General features: G+C 40.0%; 25 protein-coding genes and 1 tRNA gene. 11 read left to right on the top strand and 15 right to left on the bottom strand.

What is annotated here, in order from left to right:
* The first annotated feature begins 109 nt into the window (after positions 1–109).
* The 4 genes from CRYPD_RS02345 (at position 110) to ispG (ending at position 2,872) form a co-directional block, all read left to right on the top strand.
* Complete coding sequence (locus tag CRYPD_RS02345) at positions 110–385, top strand: HU family DNA-binding protein (protein ID WP_138145970.1); 276 nt, start codon at positions 110–112, stop codon at positions 383–385.
* Between the two features lie 65 nt (positions 386–450).
* A complete protein-coding gene (rlmN, locus tag CRYPD_RS02340) occupies positions 451–1,518 on the top strand; it encodes a dual-specificity RNA methyltransferase RlmN (RefSeq protein ID WP_138145969.1) in 1,068 nt (355 codons plus the stop codon).
* Positions 1,515–1,799, top strand: coding sequence for a hypothetical protein (locus CRYPD_RS02335; protein WP_212743991.1), 285 nt, complete (start codon positions 1,515–1,517; stop codon positions 1,797–1,799). The genes rlmN and CRYPD_RS02335 overlap by 4 nt, the downstream gene beginning before the upstream one ends.
* Positions 1,796–2,872, top strand: coding sequence for a flavodoxin-dependent (E)-4-hydroxy-3-methylbut-2-enyl-diphosphate synthase (ispG, locus tag CRYPD_RS02330; RefSeq protein ID WP_138145967.1), 1,077 nt, complete (start codon positions 1,796–1,798; stop codon positions 2,870–2,872). The genes CRYPD_RS02335 and ispG overlap by 4 nt, the downstream gene beginning before the upstream one ends.
* Here ispG and CRYPD_RS02325 read toward each other — a convergent pair.
* Both CRYPD_RS02325 and dxs read right to left on the bottom strand, forming a co-directional pair.
* Positions 2,869–3,363 carry a DUF2062 domain-containing protein gene (locus tag CRYPD_RS02325; protein WP_138145966.1) on the bottom strand — a complete coding sequence of 165 codons (495 nt, stop codon included), beginning with the start codon at positions 3,361–3,363 and terminating at the stop codon, positions 2,869–2,871. The two genes, ispG and CRYPD_RS02325, sit on opposite strands and share 4 nt — an antisense overlap.
* Positions 3,360–5,192: a 1-deoxy-D-xylulose-5-phosphate synthase gene (gene dxs, locus CRYPD_RS02320; protein WP_138145965.1), complete on the bottom strand. Its 1,833-nt coding sequence runs from the start codon at positions 5,190–5,192 to the stop codon at positions 3,360–3,362. Before dxs ends, CRYPD_RS02325 begins: the two co-directional genes overlap by 4 nt.
* A 63-nt stretch (positions 5,193–5,255) precedes the next feature.
* Here dxs and trhO point away from each other — a divergent pair, with 63 nt between their 5' ends.
* Positions 5,256–6,212, top strand: a complete 957-nt coding sequence (trhO, locus tag CRYPD_RS02315; protein ID WP_138145964.1) for an oxygen-dependent tRNA uridine(34) hydroxylase TrhO — start codon at positions 5,256–5,258, stop codon at positions 6,210–6,212.
* Positions 6,213–6,324: 112 nt separating this feature from the next.
* Here the strand turns inward: trhO and CRYPD_RS02310 are convergent, their stop codons facing one another.
* Complete coding sequence (locus tag CRYPD_RS02310) at positions 6,325–6,522, bottom strand: hypothetical protein (protein WP_138145963.1); 198 nt, start codon at positions 6,520–6,522, stop codon at positions 6,325–6,327.
* A gap of 115 nt (positions 6,523–6,637) precedes the next feature.
* On the opposite strand from CRYPD_RS02310, the gene CRYPD_RS02305 reads away from it, so the two are divergent.
* Positions 6,638–7,231, top strand: a complete 594-nt coding sequence (locus CRYPD_RS02305) for a class I SAM-dependent methyltransferase (RefSeq protein WP_138145962.1) — start codon at positions 6,638–6,640, stop codon at positions 7,229–7,231.
* A 95-nt stretch (positions 7,232–7,326) separates the two neighbouring features.
* Entirely contained in the window at positions 7,327–7,653 is a 327-nt protein-coding gene (gene grxD, locus CRYPD_RS02300) for a Grx4 family monothiol glutaredoxin (RefSeq protein ID WP_138145961.1), read from the top strand.
* On the opposite strand, the gene CRYPD_RS02295 is transcribed toward grxD, so the two are convergent.
* The 12 genes from CRYPD_RS02295 to CRYPD_RS08405 all read right to left on the bottom strand — a co-directional run bounded on the left by CRYPD_RS02295 (position 7,654) and on the right by CRYPD_RS08405 (position 19,794).
* A complete protein-coding gene (locus CRYPD_RS02295) occupies positions 7,654–8,319 on the bottom strand; it encodes a M48 family metallopeptidase (RefSeq protein WP_138145960.1) in 666 nt (221 codons plus the stop codon). It abuts the gene before it with no gap.
* A 41-nt stretch (positions 8,320–8,360) separates the two neighbouring features.
* Positions 8,361–12,152: a phosphoribosylformylglycinamidine synthase gene (purL, locus tag CRYPD_RS02290; protein WP_138145959.1), complete on the bottom strand. Its 3,792-nt coding sequence runs from the start codon at positions 12,150–12,152 to the stop codon at positions 8,361–8,363.
* A gap of 68 nt (positions 12,153–12,220) precedes the next feature.
* Positions 12,221–12,400, bottom strand: coding sequence for a hypothetical protein (locus CRYPD_RS02285; RefSeq protein WP_138145958.1), 180 nt, complete (start codon positions 12,398–12,400; stop codon positions 12,221–12,223).
* Between the two features lie 30 nt (positions 12,401–12,430).
* Positions 12,431–13,171, bottom strand: a complete 741-nt coding sequence (locus CRYPD_RS02280; protein ID WP_138145957.1) for a YebC/PmpR family DNA-binding transcriptional regulator — start codon at positions 13,169–13,171, stop codon at positions 12,431–12,433.
* Between the two features lie 3 nt (positions 13,172–13,174).
* Positions 13,175–14,143, bottom strand: a complete 969-nt coding sequence (gene nadA / locus CRYPD_RS02275; RefSeq protein ID WP_138145956.1) for a quinolinate synthase NadA — start codon at positions 14,141–14,143, stop codon at positions 13,175–13,177.
* The gene (gene aspS, locus CRYPD_RS02270; RefSeq protein WP_138145955.1) at positions 14,130–15,881 is read right to left on the bottom strand and encodes an aspartate--tRNA ligase; all 1,752 of its coding nucleotides are present in this window, start codon (positions 15,879–15,881) and stop codon (positions 14,130–14,132) included. The genes nadA and aspS overlap by 14 nt, the downstream gene beginning before the upstream one ends.
* A gap of 32 nt (positions 15,882–15,913) precedes the next feature.
* The gene (locus CRYPD_RS02265; protein ID WP_138145954.1) at positions 15,914–16,507 is read right to left on the bottom strand and encodes a DUF502 domain-containing protein; all 594 of its coding nucleotides are present in this window, start codon (positions 16,505–16,507) and stop codon (positions 15,914–15,916) included.
* Positions 16,508–16,534: 27 nt separating this feature from the next.
* Positions 16,535–17,326: a type I methionyl aminopeptidase gene (gene map / locus CRYPD_RS02260; protein WP_138145953.1), complete on the bottom strand. Its 792-nt coding sequence runs from the start codon at positions 17,324–17,326 to the stop codon at positions 16,535–16,537.
* Positions 17,316–18,344: a M48 family metalloprotease gene (locus CRYPD_RS02255; protein ID WP_138145952.1), complete on the bottom strand. Its 1,029-nt coding sequence runs from the start codon at positions 18,342–18,344 to the stop codon at positions 17,316–17,318. Before CRYPD_RS02255 ends, map begins: the two co-directional genes overlap by 11 nt.
* Before the next feature lie 16 nt (positions 18,345–18,360).
* Positions 18,361–18,969, bottom strand: a complete 609-nt coding sequence (locus CRYPD_RS02250; RefSeq protein ID WP_138145951.1) for a LemA family protein — start codon at positions 18,967–18,969, stop codon at positions 18,361–18,363.
* 233 nt (positions 18,970–19,202) lie between these two features.
* A tRNA-His gene (locus CRYPD_RS02245) sits at positions 19,203–19,278 on the bottom strand.
* Positions 19,279–19,584: 306 nt separating this feature from the next.
* Positions 19,585–19,794: a hypothetical protein gene (locus CRYPD_RS08405; protein WP_171004282.1), complete on the bottom strand. Its 210-nt coding sequence runs from the start codon at positions 19,792–19,794 to the stop codon at positions 19,585–19,587.
* 217 nt (positions 19,795–20,011) lie between these two features.
* On the opposite strand from CRYPD_RS08405, the gene CRYPD_RS02235 reads away from it, so the two are divergent.
* Genes CRYPD_RS02235 through gspK form a run of 4 tightly spaced genes read left to right on the top strand, consistent with a single transcriptional unit; the run spans position 20,012 to position 22,314 of the window.
* Complete coding sequence (locus tag CRYPD_RS02235) at positions 20,012–20,509, top strand: prepilin-type N-terminal cleavage/methylation domain-containing protein (protein ID WP_138145950.1); 498 nt, start codon at positions 20,012–20,014, stop codon at positions 20,507–20,509.
* Entirely contained in the window at positions 20,499–20,864 is a 366-nt protein-coding gene (gene gspI / locus CRYPD_RS02230) for a type II secretion system minor pseudopilin GspI (protein WP_138145949.1), read from the top strand. The genes CRYPD_RS02235 and gspI overlap by 11 nt, the downstream gene beginning before the upstream one ends.
* Entirely contained in the window at positions 20,861–21,361 is a 501-nt protein-coding gene (locus tag CRYPD_RS02225) for a type II secretion system protein GspJ (protein WP_138145948.1), read from the top strand. Before gspI ends, CRYPD_RS02225 begins: the two co-directional genes overlap by 4 nt.
* Positions 21,361–22,314 carry a type II secretion system minor pseudopilin GspK gene (gene gspK, locus CRYPD_RS02220; RefSeq protein ID WP_171004281.1) on the top strand — a complete coding sequence of 318 codons (954 nt, stop codon included), beginning with the start codon at positions 21,361–21,363 and terminating at the stop codon, positions 22,312–22,314. The genes CRYPD_RS02225 and gspK overlap by 1 nt, the downstream gene beginning before the upstream one ends.
* Positions 22,315–22,689: the final 375 nt, after the last annotated feature.

The raw sequence follows: 22,689 nt of genomic DNA, 5'->3' as shown, positions 1-22,689 counted from the left end.
AATTGTGTCCACTAAATGTTGAGATGGTGGTTAGTTCATTATTTTCATCTCTTGCATAGGTAAAAAACCTTTAGTATTTTTTTTAACAAAAACCTTCGAGGAGAAAAACATGAATAAATCTGAATTAATTGATGCAATCGCATCGGCAGCAAACCTTTCTAAAGCAGACGCAGGTCGCGCATTAAACGCTACAACTGATGCTATTTCTGGCGCTATGTCTAAAGGCGATGGTGTGCAACTAACAGGCTTTGGCTCTTTTGTTGTTAGAGACCGTGCAGCACGCACAGGTCGTAACCCACAAACAGGCGCTACGATTCAAATCAAAGCCTCTAAAGTAGCTGCATTTAAAGCAGGCAAGGCACTCAAAGAAGCCGTAAACGGTTAAATTTTAATTGTTTCAGAAAGAGGCACCTTCGGGTGCTTTTTTTATGCCTCTTATGTCAAATAATTATGCCAAATAACAAGCAAAATCTTTTAAACCTGAATCAACAAATGTTAGCTGAGTTTTTTCAAGTTTTGGGTGAGAAGCCTTATTGTGTCAAGCAAATTATGCAGTGGATTTATAAATACCACGAATTTGATTTTGACAAAATGTTAAATCTTAGTAAAAAACTTAGACAACAGCTTAACGATATTGCCTGTATTGATTTTCCCAAAGTTTTCAAACAGGATTGTGCGCTTGATGGTGTTATTAAGTGGGTTATTGATGTGGGCGACAATAATTTCATAGAAACGGTGTATATTCCTGAGAAAGACAGAGGCACGCTATGTATTTCCTCGCAAGTAGGCTGCTCATTAGCGTGTACTTTTTGTTCAACAGGTGTGCAAGGGTTTAATCGTAATCTGAGCACGGCAGAGATTATTGCCCAAGTAATGATTGCTAAGCAGTATTTAACCGATAAAGATAAGCGCATTTCCAATGTGGTGTTTATGGGTATGGGTGAGCCATTGTTGAATGAAAAATCAGTATATGTGGCTTGTGATTTGCTACTAGATGATTTAGCCTTTGGACTTTCTAGGCGTAAGGTAACCATATCTACCTCAGGTGTGGTGCCAGCATTGTTGCGTATGGCAGACAGAACCCCAGTGAGTTTGGCAATATCCTTGCATGCACCTGATGATGTTTTGCGTGATGAATTGGTGCCGATTAATCAAAAATACCCCATTCAAGAACTCTTGTCAGCTTGTCAAAATTATTTAGCGGCAGGTACGCAGGAACGGCATATTTTATTTGAATATGTGATGTTAGAGGGCGTCAATGACAGCGTCGCTCAGGCTAAAAAATTAGCAATTTTGTTAAAAGGACTCTCGGCTAAAGTGAATTTAATTCCCTTTAACCCCTTTCCCGAAACCCAGTATCAAACTTCAAAAAAGGTTACAATTGCATCTTTTCAAGATGTTTTATTTGACAACGGCATTCGTACCATGACTAGACGCACACGCGGAGAAGAGGTGGATGCAGCTTGCGGACAATTGGCTGGCAAGGTTGTTGATAAAACCAAGCGCACACAAACATGATATGCGGTATTGATTACTATCCACGACAAACAAGAATAAACAAAAAAAGTTTGATTAAGTGGCTGTCAATATTATTTTTTGTATTAATTATTGCTGTTATTTACTATTTTTTTGATGGGTTAAAAGTGCCGCAAAAACCAAGCACAGATTTGATTATTATTAAAGAGGCAGAAATAGAAAAAATAAAAGTTACCACCACCTTTGTCAATGTTGAGCATGACAAAGTCCAACCAAAAAAAATTGAAATTTTAGAAAACTTGGATGAAATTATTCAAAAATGAAACCTATTCATACTATCGTTAGAAGAAAATCTAAGCAAATTTTTGTTGGCAATGTGGCAATTGGTGGTGATGCGCCTATTTCTGTGCAGAGTATGACCAATACAGATACCAACGATGTTAAAGCAACGGTTGCACAAATACAAGCCATTCAAAATGCAGGTGCTGATTTGGTGCGTGTCTCTGTGCCGACGATGGGTGCGGCAGAGGCTTTTAAAGCCATCAAGAAACAGGTAAATATTCCGCTGATTACCGACATCCATTTTGATTATAAAATTGCACTCAAAGTGGCAGAATATGGTGCTGATTGTTTGCGTATTAATCCCGGAAATATTGGGCGAGCAGATAGGGTGGCAGAAGTAGTAGCATCCGCTAAAGACCATAATATCCCTATTCGTATTGGCGTGAATGCAGGCTCTTTGGAAAAAGATTTACAAAAGAAATACACCGAGCCAACCCCTGAGGCAATGGTAGAAAGTGCCTTTAGGCATATCGATATTTTAGACAAACTGAACTTTGATAATTATAAAATATCACTCAAAGCCTCTGAGGTATTTATGAGTGTTTTTGCCTATAAACAACTGGCATCGCAAATTGACAACCCACTGCATTTGGGTATTACCGAGGCAGGCTCACTCAGATCAGGATCGGTCAAATCTTCAGTTGGTTTGGGTTTGTTGCTTGCAGAAGGCATCGGCGACACTATTCGTGTTTCTTTAGCCTCAGATCCAGTGGATGAAATCAAAGTGGGTTTTGATATTTTAAAATCATTAGGTTTACGACAAAAAGGCGTTAATTTGATTGCCTGTCCTTCTTGCTCACGGCAAAAGTTCGATGTGATTAAAGTAGTGAACGAACTTGAAGCTCGCCTTGAAGACATTAACGAGCCGATTGATGCAGCGGTGATTGGCTGTGTAGTCAACGGACCTGGTGAAGCCAAGGCAGTCTCAGTGGGGCTTACTGGCGGCGATCCTAATCTAATGTATATTGACGGATTAACGCACTCTAAAGTAACCAATGAGAATTTGGTTGACGAATTTGAGGCGCAAATCAGACAAAGACTTAAAAAATCTTAAGATTTTTTAAGTCTTTTATAGATTTTTAGTCGGTAAATAAACTGAATAGTAAAATAACCCATTATCGAACTAACGGTAGACACAATTAAGCAGCCTAACAAAAATGGCTGCCAAATAGTATCAAATACTTGCCACACATACTCAAGCGACATCACAAAATCCTGCTCAATACTTACGCCCAAAACCCAAGCACCGAGTTTGTAGCAGGCGTAAAAAATTGGTGGTATAGTAATAGGATTGGTAATCCATACCAATGCGACTGCCACAGGTAAGTTGGCTGAAAAAATAATGGCACTGGGTGCTGCTAATAACATCTGGAATGGCACGGGAATAAAAGCACAGAATAAGCCAACTGCAAAGGCTTTGGAGATGGATTTTCGATTGAAATTCCATAAACTGGCGTTGTTTAAATGTTTGCTGAGCCAGCCAAGCGATTTGTGATTTTTTAGTTCATTTACATTGAGACTATAGCGTTTCAGTAGTTTTTTCATAAGTTGGCAATGGCAACAATGGCTTCGGCTGTTAGCCCATATTGTTGATACAATTCTTCTTGAGAACCTTGCTCAGTAAAATCATCTGGCAATCCTAGAATGTGTAAAGGCGTGGTGATTTTTTGCTGATGTAGGTATTCGCCAATTGCACTGCCTGCACCCCCTGATATGGCATTATCTTCGATAGAAATCAACTGTTGATGCGCATCTGTCAGCGCACTAATAAGTGCTGTGTCTAGCGGCTTAACAAAACGCATATCAATCACGCTAGCCCCTAACTTTTTGCCAGCTTCTAGGGCGCATTCAAGCCTATTGCCAAAAGCGAAAATAGCCGTTTTTTTGCCTTTTAACAAAATCTTAGCCTTGCCAATTTCTATCGTACCTTGAGTTTCGTAGTTTTCTACATTTGCCACACCTCTAGGATAACGAATACAAGCAGGTGACTCCATCTTAAGGGCGGTGTTTAACATTTGATACATTTCTAAGCCATTGCTGGGTGTCATAATCGTTAAATTTGGAATACATCTTAAAAAACTCAAATCAAAACACCCAGCATGAGTAGCACCATCAGTACCCACCAAACCTGCACGGTCAATGGCAAAAATAACATTCAGATTTTGCAAAGCAATATCGTGAATAAGCTGGTCATAACCGCGTTGTAAAAAAGTCGAATAAATAGCCACAACAGGTTTTAATCCCTGTGTAGCCAAGCCACCTGCAAAAGTAACAGCGTGTTGTTCGGCAATCCCCACATCAAAATACTGCTCAGGGAATTTCTGCTCAAATTCGCCCATGCCAGAGCCAGTACACATTGCTGGTGTAATGGCAATTAGCTTCTTGTTGTTGGTAGCTGTATTGACCAGCCAGCGTCCGAAAACAGCGCTATAACTGTCTAATGTGCTTGTACCATCAGTGGCAGGAGCAATACCATGGAATTTACAAGGGTCGTTTTCTGCACTGTCTAGTCCACGGCCTTTTTTGGTGATAATATGAAGTAGTCTAGGTTTGTTTTGCGTCTTTAAATTTTGCAGTGTTTTAATTAAAGTGGGTAAATCGTGTCCATCAATAGGTCCATAATAATCAAGCCCCAATTCTTCAAACAAAGTGCTAGGCAAAACCATGCCTTTAAGGTGTTCTTCTGAGCGTTTGGCGAATTCATGCATACGCGGCATTTTCTCCAAAAATCCCAGCGATTTGTTTTTCATAGTTGAATACATCTTGCCAGAAATAAGTTTGGTTAAATATTTGCTCATTGCCCCGACATTTTTTGAGATGCTCATATCATTATCATTGAGAATAATCAACAAATCCGCATTACTGTCGCCTGCATGATTTAGCGCCTCGAACGACATGCCACCTGTGAGCGCACCATCGCCAATGATCGCAATAGATTTGCTATTATTGTGATTAATACCATTGGCAATCGCAATACCCAGTGCGGCGCTAATCGAAGTAGAAGAATGTCCAGCACCGAAGCTGTCGTGCTCACTTTCCGATCTTTTGGTAAAGCCAGACAGTCCATTTTTCTGTCGCAACGAGTGCATTTTATCCTTACGCCCTGTGAGGATTTTGTGCGTATAAGCCTGATGCCCCACATCAAACACCAGGCTGTCTGTTGGCGTATTAAAAACATAATGCACCGCAATAGACATCTCAACCGTGCCGAGATTAGGCGCAAGATGCCCACCTGTTTTTTGAATATTTTTAATTAAAAATGCACGAATTTCATCTGCTAAAGATTGCAACTGCTCTAAATTCAGTTGTTTAATATCTTGTGGACAGTTGATTGAATCAAGCACGCAAAAATAAAGTATTTTAAAGGTTTGCATTATACGCTGACAAACATTTATATCTCATTGTAAAATAGATACTTTTATTGCAATAAAAAACTTATGTTCACAGTTTGCGCCCTTTATCAGTTCGTGCGTTTAGATGATTTTGAAAAATTCCGTACACCTTTGTGTACATTAATGGCGGATTTAGAAATAAAAGGCACACTGCTTTTGGCATTAGAAGGGCTGAACGGCACAGTCGCTGGTACACAAGATGCGATTGATAAATTGGTTCAGTTCCTTGAAGACGATGGACGCTTTAACAATTTAGAAATTAAGTTTTCCCAGGCTAAAAAATTACCTTTTAAACGCCTCAAAGTTAAACTCAAAAAAGAAATCGTAACGCTAGGCGTTGAGCACATAGACCCACTATCTTCAGTTGGCACTTATGTGAAACCCAAAGATTGGAATACACTCATTAACGACCCTGATGTGGTGTTGATTGACACTCGTAATGATTATGAATATGGGATTGGCAGTTTTAAAGGTGCTATTAACCCGAATACTGAGACTTTTAGAGAATTTCCTGCTTATACCAAAGAAAATTTAGAGCAATATCGTGATAAAAAAGTGGCAATGTTCTGCACTGGTGGTATTCGTTGCGAAAAATCCACTGCTTATTTAAAATCACAAGGCTTTAAGTCCGTTTATCACCTACACGGCGGTGTGTTGAAATACTTAGAGGAAATGGATGAGGCCGAAAGCCTTTGGGAGGGCGAATGTTTCGTGTTTGATGAGCGAGTCGCCGTTAAGCATAATTTAGAACAAGGGCAATACGACCAATGTCACGCCTGCCGTTATCCTATTACAGCGGCAGACAAACAACACCAACATTATGAAAAAGGGATTTCTTGTCCTCGTTGCCACGGCACTCGCTCTGAAGATCAACTCAGTCGTTACAAAGAAAGACAACACCAAATCGAGCTGGCAAAAGTGCGTGGTGAAGAGCATATTGGCGACAATGCCGCACAGATAATTAACGCCAAAACGAAAAAGAAAGCCACCATCTCGTCATAAAAACAAACCCTTTCCTCCCCCTAAAACGAGCGGCTCGTCTCTACTACCCCCTGTTGTCAAGGTTCAACCTTGACAACCTTGACAATTAGGCAATTAATCAAGTTTTGCCTGATTAAAGCTTCCAACGAACTGTACCTTTGATGCCGTTGCTATGGACTTTGTTGTCGGTGGATTGAATGCGTTCGTGGTTTACGTAAATAGTGGTGCCACTAAGGGTAAAACTGGCTTGGTCTGCGCTACCAGTAATGGTAAAGGTTGTGCCACTTTTATTGGTATTCAGGTTAATGACTTTACTGGCCACGCATTGCACTTTCTTCTAAAGAGCGAGAAGCAAGCCTTGCCTCTTTGTGGCCGGATAATCATTTGTCATTAATAATTAATAATTAATAGTTAACCCTTAACAATTACCATTAAAATACTATTTTATGTTTTTTCGTAATGATATTGCCAAACTCAAGCAAGATTTAACTGTCCAGGCTCATTTGTTGGGGTATGATTTGACGCTTAAAACCCGCTGGGGGGTGTTTTCGCCTCGTGCGATTGATGATGGCACAGTGCTGTTGATGAAATATCTGCAAGTGAGCGAGGCTGATAAGTGTCTTGACCTTGGTTGTGGTTATGGACCGATTGGCTTGGCACTGGCAAAGTCTTGTCCTCAAGGTGAGGTGTGTATGGTGGACAAGGATTTTGTGGCTGTTGAGTTGTCAAATATTAACGCCAAACTGAATCGTATTGACAATGCTAAGGCGATTTTGTCGGATGCGTTTTTGGGGGTTAATAAGGATAATTATTTTGACCAAATTGTCTCGAATGTGCCCGCTAAAGTGGGTAGAGAACAGCTTAGTATTATTTTGTATGATGCTTATGATGCACTGAAGCCAGGAGGCAGAATTACTTTTGTGACTATTAATGGCTTGCGGCATTTTGTCAAAGACAACTTTAAATCCGTGTTTGGTAACTACAAAAAACTCAAGCAAGGGCAAAAATATACCATTTCTCAGGCAATCAAAACACCCTAATCCCAAAAATACCCACACTTTCTAACGCTTTTTTAATGTTATTACGCTTTATAAACGGTATAAAATATTGAAGTTTTATGCTTAAGGAGAAAATCATGGATGTATTAGAGAGAATCCAAAAACAAGTGGATAGCGCACCAATCGTTTTATATATGAAAGGCACGCCTCAATTCCCACAATGTGGTTTTTCATCAACTGCGGCGAAAACACTCGCCTCTACAGGGGTGGAGTTTTCATATGTGAATATTTTTGACGACCAAGAGGTGATGAAAAATCTACCAGCTTTTGCCGACTGGCCAACTTTCCCGCAAATTTATTTCAACTCTGAGTTAATGGGTGGCGGCGATATTATTGTTGAAATGGCAGAAATGGGCACGCTTAAAGGTGAGATGGAATCAGCGGTAGAAAAGTTTAATGCTTAATTACAGGTTATGAAGTTTGTGACCGTGGTCTTTTAGCCATTGTTTTTCAGTTTTATACTCAGGCAGGATGAACGCAACCAATTGCCAAAATACTTTTGAATGATTTTTGTGCTTAATGTGCGCCAGTTCATGCACAATAACATAGTCAATAACTGAGATTGGTGCGCCAATCAGTAAATAATTTAGATTGATGTTATTTGCGCTACTACACGATCCCCACAAGGTTTTTTGTGATTTTAGCCGCACTTTTTGGTAGTTTAGCTGGTGCAAATCGGCGTAGTAATCAAGCCTAGGCAGGGCGATTTTCTTAAATGAGGCTTTATACCAGCGGTGAAACTCTGTGCTACCGTTATCTGCGCTACTCAGTTTAAAAACCTTTCCCTCAAATTCAAGTTTGTTTTTTGGAGCTTGTTCCCGTATTAAAGGATAATAATTACCCAAATATAGGAACACTTCGCCGTTTAAATAAGTGGGTTTTGGTTGTGCATTTTCTCGCAGTGTTTGGGTTTTTTTCTCAATCCAAGCGGATTTTTCTCGAATAAATGCTTCAATTTTTTTAACAGATAATTGCTGCGGTGCACGAACGAGCAACTCGCCGCTACGGTTAATTTGTAGACTCAGAGTTTTACGCTTAGAGCGAATCAGTTGATAATAAGGTAGTTTCATTAAAGTCTATCTTGTCAAGGTTCAACCTTGACAAGGGTTGTTTATCCGATCCAGGTTCTGGCGTTTTCAAACATTTTCATCCATGGGCTGCGCTCATTCCAGTCTTTCGGGTGGTGTGAGTTTTGCACGGCTCGAATAACACGCTCTGGGTGTGGCATCATCAGGGTAACTTGCCCAGATTTGTTGGTAACGCCTGCCGTGGCAAAATCCGACCCATTTGGATTGTGCGGATAGGCTTGGGTGGCGTCGCCTTGGTGATCAACATATTGTAGGGCAATGTTGTTGTTTTGCTCGCCGGTAAAAATGGCACGACCTTCGCCGTGGGCGGTAACGACTGGGATGATGGAGCCTTGCATACCGTCAAAAAACAGAGAGTTGGTTTTGCCGATTTTAACCGAAGAAAAGCGTGCTTCAAATTGCTCAGAAGTGTTGTGTTTAAAGGCGGGAAAATAGTCGCTACCGGGGATAATTTCGCCTAAATTAGACATCATTTGGCAGCCGTTACATACCCCTAGGGCAAAGCTGTCGTTGCGATTAAAAAAGGCTTCAAATGTATCTTTGGCGTGCGGATTGTAAAGGATGGATCTTGCCCAGCCACGCCCAGCACCCAACACATCGCCATACGAAAAGCCACCGCAAGCCACCAAGCCGTTAAATTCGGACAGGGAAAGGCGATTGGCTAAAATATCACTCATGTGTACATCAATTGCCTCAAATCCTGCTTTGTCAAAGGCGGCTGCCATTTCGATATGTCCATTGACGCCTTGCTCACGCAAAATGGCGACTTTAGGGCGATGGGTCAAGATGGCAGGTGCTTGGTTGATGTCAAATGTTGTGTTTGTTTGTAGCCCCAGCGTGTTTTGTCCGACTAAGTCAAATTCTTGTTTGGCGCATTCAGGGTTGTCTCTAAGTTTGGCAATCTCGTAAGAAGTCTTGCTCCACAACTGCTGTAAGGTGTTGCGTTTTTCGCTAAAATTGCCGATATTGAAGGTATCGGTATTGTTGAGTGTGGCAATAACACGGGTGCAGTCTGCTAATCCAGCCTTAGACAGTGCGTTTTTTACGGCTGTTTTGTTGCTGTTTTCTACTTGAATAACGCAGCCCAGTTCTTCGTTAAACAGAGTGTAAATATCATCCTCGGCAATGTCTAAACCACAATGAGAGGCAAACGCCATTTCTAGCAAGGTGGTGATAACACCGCCATCACTACGGTCGTGATAAGCACTAATTAAACCGTCTTGATTAAGTTGGTTAATGGCAGTGAAAAAACTCTTAAACAGTGTTGAATCATCAAGGTTTGGTGCAGTATTACCGATTTGACTATAAACTTGTGCTAAGCAAGAGCCACCCATGCGATTTTTACCAAGCCCTAAATCAATCAGCAGTAATTCACTCTCTATCGTAGTGTCAAGCAATGGGGTGATTTGTGCTCGCACATCAGGCGTTTTGGAAAATGCAGTAATGATGAGGGAAAGTGGGGCAGTGACTGATTTTTCTTCTCCATTTTCAACCCAAGCACTTTTCATACTCATCGAATCTTTGCCAACTGGCACGGTCAAACCTAGTTTAGGGCACAAATCCATACCCACTGCTTTTACTGCCTCAAACAATTTGGCATCTTCGCCCGTATGACCGCTGGCACTCATCCAGTTAGCGCTTAGACTGATATGATGAATGTTTTCAACATAGCCACCAAGCATATTGGTAAGTGCTTCGCCAATGGTCATTCTGGCAGCGGCATTGGCATCACACAATGCCAGAGGTGTGCGTTCGCCCAAAGACATAATTTCGCCCTGATAGCCTGTGTAATCGGCAGTAGAAATCGCACAATCTGCCACTGGAACCTGCCACGGGCCGATAAATTGGTCACGAGCCACCATACCCGTTACACTTCTATCGCCAATAGTAATCAGGAAGTTTTTGCTGGCAACGGTGGGTAATTGTAATATTCTACTAATCGCCTCATCAAGTGCAATAGCACTTGTGTCTAGCGTGTTGGGATTAAGTGGCTGTGTGGTGGCATCAATCGTGGTTTTGGGTGGGTTGCCGAGTAGCACGCTCATCGGCATTTCAATAGGATTGTTGTTAAATAAAGCATCGCTTAAAATCAATTCTTGTTGTTTGGTTGACTCGCCCAATACGGCAAATGGCGCACGCTCACGCTGGCAAAGTTGGCTAAATAATTCAAGACTCTCGTTGCTAATCGCTAGTACATACCGCTCTTGTGATTCGTTACACCAAACCTCAAGTGGCGACATTTTCTTGTCATCGTTGGGGATATTGCGTAGCTGAAAACACCCGCCTTTGCCTGCATCATTCACCAATTCAGGTAAGCCATTTGACAAGCCACCAGCCCCAATATCGTGAATGGAGATAATAGGATTTTTATCGCCTAAATTGGCACAACGGTCAATAACTTCTTGCGCACGGCGCTGCATTTCTGGATTAGCGCGTTGCACCGAAGCAAAATCTAAATCTTCATTTTGCTCGCCACTATTGATAGACGATGCCGCACCACCACCCAAACCAATCAACATCGCTGGGCCACCCAAAACGATAATCAAACTGCCCACAGGAATATTGCCTTTTTCAATATGTTGCTCTTGAATATGCCCCAATCCGCCAGCCAGCATAATCGGCTTGTGATAGCCCCGCACATCGCCATCAGGGGTTTGTTGCTCATAAGTTCTAAAATAACCGAGTATGTTTGGGCGACCAAATTCGTTGTTAAAACTGGCCGCACCAATTGGGCCTTCCAACATAATATCCAGCGCTGAGACAATGTGACTGGGCTTGCCGTATTCAGCTTCCCATGGCTGTTTGGCACCGTTTATTTTAAGATTAGACACACTAAATCCGCACAAACCTACCTTGGGTTTTGAACCTTGACCTGTCGCACCTTCATCACGAATCTCGCCTCCAGACCCAGTCGCAGCCCCTGGATGTGGGGCAATGGCAGTAGGGTGGTTATGGGTTTCCACTTTCATCAAAATCGCCCTATGCTCTGTCGAGGTGACATATTTGCCATTTTCATCAGCATAAAAACGCTCACCTTGATAGCCTGCCATTACCGCAGAGTTGTCCGAATAGACGCTGAGCAAACCCTCAGGATGCTGGTGATAAGTGTTACGAATCATAGCAAACAGGCTTTTTGCTTGTGCTACGCCATCGACAGTCCAATCGGCGTTAAAAATTTTGTGTCGACAATGCTCAGAATTTGCCTGCGCAAACATCATCAGTTCCACATCGGTTGGATTGCGTTTTAATTGGCTAAAACTCTCTAGCAAATAATCAATTTCCCCGCTCGATAACGCCAAACCTAGTGTAGTATTAGCGTGTTCTAGTGCAGATTTTCCGTCAGACAGAATATCAACACTGCTAAAAGCCTGTGGCTCAAAATCATCAAAAATCGAGTGCACATCCTCTATTGATCTAAGTTCTGACTCGGTCATTTTGTCCATAATGACAGCTAAAACGGCTTTTTTATTGGTGATTTTTTTATCAAAATGATAAACAATCCCTCGCTCAATACGGCTGATTTTTTTAAGCCCGCACAAATGCAAAATATCACTTGCCTTAGATGACCAAGGCGAAATCGTACCAAGGCGTGGCATAATGATGATTTGCGTGCTACTTGTTATCTCAATTCGCTCTTCATAACTTAACAATGCCTCCAGCATCTCAGCCTCAGTCGCCGTCAGCGCACTATCGCAATTAGCAAAATGCACAAACTCTGTGTCAATAAGTTGCACCCCTAATGCAGAAAGTTTTTTGTTTAATCCTGCTTTTTTAAAGCCTCGTAATGCTTGAATGTGTTGAATAGTTTTAATCATAGTGGTTTACGGTAAATAAATATGTCATTTGTTTTCTTGTCTTCTATTTGTAAAAAAGTGGACTCTGTCTATAAGCATAATAGCCAATAACCCAGCCAAGTGATAATCCAATGATATAAAAAAGGAATATGGTAACTACGATAGTAGCGTTTTATGTGGTTTTTGCTTGCTTGTAGAAGGTTTTTTATTTTGACTTCTAGGGCGATATTTTGCAGCCAACTTTCAAGTTTAGAAAATGGGTTTTTCATTTAAACATCACCTTTATTGCACAAACTACTTTAGAGTTGTGCCATAACCTCATCAGAAATATCAGCGTTGTGATAGACTTCTTGTGTATCGTCTAAGTCCTCTAGGCGGTCGATGAGTTTCATGAATTTTTCTGCATCGCCGAGATTAAGTGCGACACGATTATCAGGCTCCATAGTCACTTCGGCATGGCTTGACTCAAGTCCAGCATCGGTAAGTGCGTCTTTTACAGTGAAAAAATCTTCGGGTTCGGTAACTACATCGACTGAGCCATCGTCATTATTGATAATATCCTGTGCACCTGCTTCCAGTGCCACTTCCATAATTTGATCTTCATTACCTGAGATAAAACTGATAAAACCCTGTTTTTTAAACAAATAAGCCACCGAACCATCTGTGCCCAAATTGCCTCCATGTTTAGAAAAAGCATGGCGCACATCTGCCACGGTGCGATTGCGATTATCCGTCAGGGTGTCTACCATAATAGCTGTGCCACCCAAGCCGTAACCTTCATAACGCACTTCGTAATAATTTTCGCCATCAAGGTCGCCACTGCCTCGTTTAACGGCACTTTCGATGGTATCTCGTTTCATATTCGCTGCCAAGGCTTTGTCAATTACCATTCTAAGAGAAGGGTTATTTTCAATTACACCGCCACCTGCTTTGGCAGCGATAACAATTTCCTTGATTAGTTTAGTAAAAATTTTGCCTCGTTTGGCATCTTGCGCACCTTTTCGGTGTTGAATGTTGTGCCATTTACTGTGTCCTGCCATTTTTTATTTCTCCGTAAAATCTAGTAATTTTTGTATTGAATGTTGTGCCTGTTGAGTGATGTTTTTGTCAATTTTAATTTCATTCTGCTGGTTGTTTAGGGTTTCTAATAACTTTTCCAGTGTATTCATCGCCATCCACTCGCAATGCGCACAACTTTCACAATCCGCACCTACGCCTGCAGTTGGGGCTTCTATGAGTTTTTTATGTGGTGCTACTGCGTGCATTTTGTGGAAAATGCCGTTGTCTGTTGCCACAATAAAGGTTTGCTCTTCTCGGTCTTTGACAGCATTAATCAGCGCCGTGGTTGAGCCAACTACATCAGCTAAATTTACTACCGCTTGTGGGGATTCTGGATGTACCAACACGCAAGCCTGTGGGTGTTTTGCTTTAAGTGCTGACAAGGCATCTGCCTTAAAACGCTCGTGTACCACGCACGCACCTTGCCAAAGTAGCATATCTGCATCTGTTTCATTTTGCACATAACGCCCTAAATGCTTGTCAGGTGCCCAAAGAATTTTATGCCCTTGTTCGTGTAAATGTTTTACCACTTTGAGTGCACTGCCTGAGGTGACTACCCAGTCAGCACGGGCTTTAACCTCAGCTGAAGTGTTGGCATAAACCACGATTTTTCTATCGGAGTGCTGGTCGCAAAATTTTGAAAAATCCTCAATCGGGCAATCTTCATCTAACGAACAAGTGGCATTTTTATCCAATACCAAAACGGTTTTTTCAGGTGAGAGGATTTTTGCCGTTTCGCCCATAAACTTAACGCCTGCAACGATAATGGTGTCAGCATCGCAGTTTTGCCCAAATCGTGCCATCTCTAAACTATCAGAGACCAATCCCCCTGTTTCCTGCGCCAAATCTTGCAAATTGCCACTCACATAATAGTGCGCCACCAATACGGCATTTTGAGCCTGTAATGCAGATTTGATTTGTGCTTGGATTGACACTTTATTAATCTTTTTCAGGCAAACTCACTTTAATGCTTAATTCCCTTAACACTTTGTTTGGCACGCTGGCAGGGGCGTTGGTTAGCAGGCAAGCGGCAGTTTGAGTTTTTGGAAAGGCAATCACATCACGAATAGAATCGCTACCTGTCATAATCATTACCAAACGATCTAAGCCAAATGCCATACCACCGTGAGGAGGGCAGCCATATTCTAGGGCATTGAGCAAAAAGCCGAATTTATCTTGTGCTTCTTCATCGGAAATACCTAATAATTTCAGCACGGTTTGTTGCATTTCGACTTGGTGAATACGAATAGAGCCACCACCAACTTCAGAACCGTTAATGACCAAGTCATAGGCACGAGATAGGGCGGTATTTGGGGCTGATTCTAAGGTTTTAGCATTAACACTTGGTGCGGTAAATGGATGATGAATAGCGCTTAAAGAGCCGTCGTCATTTTCATCAAACATAGGGAAGTCAACCACCCAAATTGGTGCCCATTTACAGGTGTATAGGTCTAAATCTTTGGCGATTTTTTCACGCAGATTGCCCAACGCCTCGTTAACCACTTTGATTTTATCTGCACCGAAGAAAATAATATCACCTGTTTCTGCACCCACTTTATCAACGATGTTTTGTGTAACTTCTTTACCAAGGAATTTTAAGATGGGTGAAGCAGGACCTTCTTCGTTCATCTTTATATATGCCAAGCCTTTAGCGCCATAGATGCTGACATATTTGGTGTAGTTGTCGATTTGTTTGCGTGAAATGCTACTGCCGCCAGTAATTTTCATTGCTGCAACCCGAGAATTTGGGTTTTGAGCAGGCTCAGCGAAGACTTTAAATTCAATGTTTTCAAGTAGCTCATCAATGCCGATAATCTCAAGTGGAATACGCATATCAGGGCGGTCAACACCGTATTTATCCATCGCATCGGCGTAGGTAATGGTGGGAAATTTACTATCTAAGTCTACATTAATTACTGATTTAAATAGCCCTCGTGTCATTTCCTCCATCATTGCCATAATCTCATCTTCGTTCATAAATGAGGTTTCAACATCAAGTTGGGTGAATTCTGGCTGACGGTCGGCACGCAAATCTTCATCTCTAAAACATCGAACGATTTGATAGTAGCGTTCAAAACCCGACATCATTAATAATTGTTTGAATAATTGCGGTGATTGTGGCAGGGCAAAAAATTCGCCTGGATAAGTGCGTGAAGGTACCAAATAATCGCGCGCACCCTCAGGGGTTGCCTTGGTTAAAAATGGTGTTTCAATGTCTAAGAAATCATGGTTTTCCATAAAATCACGCATATAGTGCGTTACTTTTGAGCGCAGTTTTAGCCGCTGTTGCATTACATTGGTTCGTAAATCTAGGAAACGATATTTAAGGCGCACCTCTTCTGAAGTATCCACCGCATCAATCTGAAAAGGCACTGGCTTAGAAGTATTTAGAATTTTAATCTTATCAGCCACAATTTCAATCGCACCTGTTGCAAGTTTTGAGTTGATAAGATTGTCATCTCTGGCAATCACTTTGCCCGTGATTTTTAACACAAACTCGTTGCGAATGGTCTCAGCCAAAGCAAAATCTTGGTTGTTTGGGTTAATCACCACTTGCACAATGCCGCGCTTATCACGCACATCTAAAAATATTACCCCGCCATGGTCGCGACGACGATTAGTCCAGCCACAAATTTCAACAGTTTGATCGATATTTTCTTTATTTAATTCACCGCAATAATGTGTTCTCATCATTTTCTTTTTCTTTTTCCTTTTATGTTTGTTTAGTTTGGCGTTACTACACCAGTAGAAATAATTAATTTGAATGCGTCATCGACGCTCATATTTAGCTCAACTGTGTCTTTTTTTGGCAGCATAATAAAAAACCCAGAAGTTGGGTTGGGCGTGGTAGACACATAAATATTAACAATTTCTTGCCCGATTATTTTCTCTGCTTCGCCATGATAACTGCCTGTTTGAAAAGCAATAGTCCACATACCTCGGCGTGGATACTCAACCAGCAATACTTTTTTAAAACTTTCACTAGAAGGACTGAGCACTGTGTCTGAAAGTTGTTTTAGCGCACTGTAAATTCCCCTAAAACCTGGAATTTTATTGAGTAATTTTTCCCAGAGTTGTATCAATTTACGCCCGATAAAATTATTCACCAAAGCGCCAGTAATAAGCATAATTAGTATAATCCAAACAACGCCAGACCCAGGAATAGCGTTGTCTAAACCAAATAAGGATTCTGGTAGGTATTGGGTAGGAATGAGGTTATCGATCAATTCTAAAAAGAATTTGATAACAACAATGCTAAGACCTAATGGAATCCAAAAAAGCAGACCAGAGATAAAATAATTTCGTAAGCGTTTCAACGGTTTAAAACAATCTCAATAAAAAAGTCATTTTAGCACAGGCGCATTACTTTCTTCGTCTCTAAGTGTGAGGATTTCATAACCTTGTTTGGTAACCAAAATCGTATGTTCCCATTGTGCTGACAAGGAGCGGTCTTTGGTGGTAACAGTCCAACTATCAAGTTTTGAGGTGACGACTTCAAAACCACCTAAATTTACCATTGGTTCAATGGTAAACGACATACCTGCTTCAAGAATTGCACTATTAACCACATTGCCATCGTCATAATGCACCACTTGCGGCTCGGCGTGAAACACACTGCCAATACCATGTCCGCAATAATCACGCACAATAGAGCAATTATTTTTAATCGCATGGCTGCCAATAGCTTTGCCAATTTCACCTAAATGAATGCCGGGTTTTACTTTTTCAATGCCAATATATAAGCATTCTTGCGCAATACGGCAAATGCGTTGCGCCTTAACGCTGGATTTTCCAATGATAAACATCTTAGAAGTATCGCCGTGATAGCCGTCTTTAATCACGGTAATATCAATATTAACAATGTTGCCTTTTTTTAGTTTTTTCTCACTCGGAATACCGTGACACACCACATTATTAATACTGGTACAAATCGATTTTGGAAAGCCATGATAGTTGAGCGGAGCGGGGATAGCACCCTGAATATCGACAATATAATCATGGCAGATTTTATCTAGTTCATCGGTGCTAATACCTGATTTGACATAAGGCGTAATCATATCTAGCACTTGCGCTGCCAAGCGACCAGCAACACGCATTTTTGCTATTTCAGCACTAGATTTAATATCAATTGACATTTGTTTTTCTATTTTGAATTCTAGCGATGCGTTCTTTAAGTGGCGGGTGTGTAGCAAACAACTCACCACCAATGCCGAACATCATAGCGTGGGCGTATTCTTTAGAAGAAGGATTTTCCATTACACTTGACTTTCCTCCATTTTCCAGCACTTCAAAGGCCTGCACCAAACCTTCAGGATAACGCGTAAATTGCACCGCAGAAGCATCAGCCAAATACTCTCTTTGTCTGCTCATAGCGGCTTGTAAAATCCTGCCAAGCCACACAGTGAGTGCACCAATAATGCCAATAACGGCTGCCATAGCAAACATAACCAATTTGGCACGCCCATCCATTCTACGATTATATATCGCATTATAAAAGATGAATCTTGCTAAAAAGAACAGTGCGGTAAAGCCAAAAACAAAAGCAGATATTTGAATATTTAATTTAATATCTTGATTGGTAATATGCCCTATTTCATGTGCAATAACACCTGAAAGTTCGTTGCGGTTAAAATTATCCAATGCCCCTTGGGTAATAGCGACTATGGCACTTTTGCTAGATTTTCCAGCGGCAAAAGCATTGATACCTTGTTCTGGAATAAGATATAAACTGGGGGTTGGTATGCTGGCTGCCAAGGCTTGTTCGGTAACAATATTTAAGGCTTGTTTTTGTGCCAAAGAATCAGCTGTGTCCTCGTTTAATAGGCTGCCACCAAAAGCAAGCGCAACTTTGTGCCCATTTGATTTTTTGACAAAGCCAAATACCGTGGTCAAACCTTGGACAATAAAGGCAATTGCAGAAAAACCGATTAAAATTTGAATGTGTTTGTCATCAAAAGCACGAACATTACTGGCAATAAATTTTTGTCCAAAACTATATTGCTCATAACCAGGTTGATAAAGCTCTGCCAAATTAAGCCCAACTGCAAGAGTCCAGCCGATTAAAAAGGAAGAAACCAATAGCAATAAAATATACAAAAACCAGATAATTCGGCTATTTTTTCTAGCACGGTCTTGGTGTTCTCTAAAGTCCATATTTATTTAAAAATCACTATTTAAATAAATCTTTTGGCGCTTCGTTAAGTTGCTGAATACTTTCGTTAAATTCTAAATTTTGTGCATCAGCACCAAAACCAAACATCCCTGCAAAAATAACATTGGGAAAAGATTTTTTGTATTCATTAAATTTTTGTACCAAATCGTTATACCCTTGACGAGCGCTGGAAATTCGATTTTCTGTTGTGGTTAATTCCTCTGACAACTGCATCATATTTTCACTGGCCTTTAACTCTGGATAATCTTCCATTTTTAAGTTAAATCCACCCATCGCACCTTCTAATGCCACTTGCGAACTTGCTAATGTTGCCATGGCACTGGCATCACTTGGATTGCTTTCAGCTGCTTGTGTCGCTTGTAAAAGTCCAGACCTTGCTTGTGTTACTGCCATGAGCGTTTCTTTTTCGTGTTCCATGTATTTTTTGGCTGCATCAACCAAATTTCCAATCAAATCCAAGCGTCGTTTGAGCTGCACTGAGATTTGCTCAAAACCATTTTGATATTGGGTTTTATAAGAAACTAATTTGTTATAAATGTTAACAATCCAAATAATCAAAACCCCAATAATTGTGATTAATAACCAGTTATGTATTAAAAAATCCATGCGTAAACTCCTTAAAAGATATTGTTTTAAATTATACTGGAGATTTTTGCGTAAATTTAAATAATACTCGTAGAAATACACACAAGATTTTTATTTAAACACCTTGATATTTGCGAGCAACATCTGTTAATATCAGATACTTGGCAAGCGATGATTAAAAATCGAGAATATTCTAATCAAGTAGTGATTGCATCAAAACAAAAAAAGCTTGTATTGCTACAAGCTTTTAAATATGGGGCGAGAAACGGGTCTTGAACCCGCGACAACCGGAATCACAATCCGGGGCTCTACCAACTGAGCTATTCCCGCCATAAACTGGGTGGTACACCTAAAATGATTCGAACATTTGACCTACGGCTTAGAAGTGGCTTTCAGCAAGGTTTTATAGGATTTTACCAAAATTAAGATGAGTATTTTAACCTTAATGCAAAAGGGTTTGTTGTGTTTTTTCACTTTTCTTAACATTTACCAATACTGATAGAGATTGCTACCAAAAGTTGTGTTCTGCTAATCATCCATATTTATGCAAAGATCTTTTTATAGCTGTTTTTTGTATTTAGGTGCAGTGCGTGCTGGTATGGTTAGTGATCCTGTCAATTATTCCTTTTCCAGTTATCAAATTAATGCGTTGGGAAAAGCCTCTAATCTTTGTTTACCGCATGAGGAATATTTGTCTTTAGGAGACCTTTGCATAAAATAGGGATGATTAGCAAAATTCAATTTTTGCCAGATTGGTGATTTTATTAAACCTTGTCCTAGCAGGGCTAAGGCTGGGTTTAAAAAATCGCCAAGCGGGTGAAAAGTGGATTTTTGATGATTATTCATATTTATGCAAAGGTCTCTTTAGGTGAAACAAATCTAATTAGAGTAGCAAAAATACTGGTTGCGTTTTGGATAAGAGCCTGATATTAAGTTGATTGACCACATTCGTAGAATAACTAATCAAGGTATGGCTGGCTATAGTTAATGAAGATTTTATAGTGTAGATAAAAAACTTAACAGGCTATAATATAATCAGAAAAAACAGAGGTAGACCGAAAGGATGGTAGAAAAAGAAAATATAATTGACACTAGCCCCTTTATAAAGGGGTTTACGCTGATCGAGTTATTGGTGGTGGTTTTGATTGTGGGTATTTTGGCAAGTTTGGTTACTTTGAGCATTAATATTGCTAGTCCTTCTGAGGTAAATAAGTTAAAAGCCAAGATGCAACAACACATTACGCTTGTGCAGAATCATGTGCAATTATACAACCAGCCTATATATTTAAAAGTGAGCAAGGATAATATACAGGCGCTCAGTTTTCAGCCAGAAATAAATGAAGGTAAAGAAAAAGTGTTATCAGAAAAATCATTATGGCAGCCTAGTCAACATCTTGAAGTACTGAAATTTAAACTTCGTAGCGTTGTCTGCGATGTTGAGGTAATTGAAATACTACCCAATGGATTTATAACAGATGCGACTATTATTTTGTCTCAAGATGGCGAATCCGTCACTTTTAAAACGGGTGTGATGCCCAAAGTTAAGGCGGATGAAAGTTAAGGGCTTTACATTGGTTGAGGTTTTAATTGCATTGGTTGTCGTGGCTGTGTCGCTTAGTGCCTTAGTTACAGCCAATCAGCAAAACGCCAATAGTATCACTTATTTTCAACAAAAAACACTGGCAAATTTAGTCATTAGTAATTTAAGTGTGGATAAGCGTATAGGGTTAAAACCCAATATGGGCTATCAATCTGGTGAATATGAGATGGGTAAGCAAACTTGGTATTGGCAAACGAATACACAAACAACGCCCAACAAAGATATTATTAAAACCGATTTATCCCTTTACTCAAGTATTGAAAAGCGTGATAACAAGCAATCGGTTGCCACCTTGGTGTTATATTTAGAAAAATGAAACAACACGGCTTCACTTTAGTAGAACTGCTCATTGCAATAGCCATATTGTCTGTGATTAGTCTCATCTCTTATAATGCACTGGACAGTACGCTTAAGCATCAATCAATACAAAAACAACACACCCAAAACTTAATGCAACTACAAAAAATCTTGCTGTATTTTGAGCGAGATTTTTCCCAAACCTTGCATCGAAAGATTGTTTTGAATACAAAATCTATCCGTCTTAGTAGTGTGCAGAACGATACTTTACTTGATATTCAGTATCAGTTTAGTGAAAATACCGTCAGGCGAGAGGAAGTCTCTAGTCTAGATAAAAAAGCAGAATTGATTCTGTTAGAAGGGGTTAAGGTGTTCAAAATACGGTTGCTAGATAACACCAATAAATGGCATGCCACTTGGAAGGACAAAAACAACAAAAACTATTTAAAAGCCATTGAAATTAAATTTACCCATCCTTATTGGGGTAATATTAAAAAAATCGTGGCAATTCAATGATGCAAAAATCTCATGAAAAAGGCGTGGTGTTGGTTAGTGTATTAGTTATAGTCGCTATGATTACTCTGGCGGTGAACCTAATGTGGCAACAACAAGCACTGAGTTTAAAAAATACTAAAAATAGTGTTTACACTAATCAAGCCATTAATTACCTTTATAGTATAGAGACTTGGGTGCGAAGTATTTTGAAAGAAGATGAGGATAAGAAAGTCGATGATTTAAGTGAGGATTGGGCAAAGAAAATTCCTCCAATTTCAGTGCCTAATGGTACAATTAATGGCACGATAGTTGATTTTCAAGCGCGTTTTAATATCAATGATACATTTAAATTCAAAGACAATCAGGCTAATATTGTACCAAAGTACAGTCGTATTTTAAACACACTTAACACTGTCTTAGATCAAGATTTTATGGTTGATTTAATCCTTGAGTATATTAACAATCACTCGTTGTTGCAAGGGTTTGAGCATATCTCGCAACTCAAATTGGTTGAAGGCATCACGCTTAAAGATTATTTAACAATAGAGCCTTATATTTATGCCTCTACAAGTATCAAAACCAAGGTTAATATCAACACCGCTGAAAAGAAGATGATTGCCGCTTTGTATCCAGATTTATCCCTGTCATCTGCAGAGATGATTGCAGAAAAAAGACCTTTTAATTCACTTAAAGAAGCATACAGAGCGATACATCAAGCGCTTAGTGGGCTTACCTTGGAACAAGTCAAAACAGTTTTCAGTCCGTTAATTGACATTAAAAGTAGCTATTTTTTACTTAAAGCTGATGTTAATATCAACGACACCCATATCAAAGCACAAACCTTATTTTCTCGACACGAGAAAACACTCAGCGTTATTAGTCGTACCTATCGTCAAGTGTTGGACACACAACTAAATTCAACTAGCAATAAAGATTCGGCAGTAATTGAAGCAGAGTTATATATAAGTAAATGAGAAGTTAATCCGTTGTAATTTGCACATCTGCAAAGACCTTAACAAATGTTTTAATTAGCGCTAATGCAGGATTTCCTTCCTCGTGCTTTATAAGCTACTACATCACCCCAAAACCTTTGACAACTTTTTAAATTTTCTTATATAGCAAACCTCAAGAATCCCTCTTTTTTTTCTGGTTTAATTTTATACTTTCTTGGTGCACATCCATTGGTTTTTTGTATTTCAATGTTTCATGGAATCTTCTGTAATTAGTCAACCCTTAAAAACCATACAACAAACTGATTTATAACAATAAAACCACAATATATCACAGACAAATCAACCAGATTTTGATAAAATACCCTATCTTTCTTGGTCGTTTTGCTGATAAAAAAT

Source organism: Bathymodiolus heckerae thiotrophic gill symbiont, assembly GCF_900180345.1.
GTDB lineage: Bacteria > Pseudomonadota > Gammaproteobacteria > PS1 > Pseudothioglobaceae > Thiodubiliella.
Note: the sequence above shows the minus strand (reverse complement) of the source record. Positions and strands in the feature narration are given on the sequence as shown.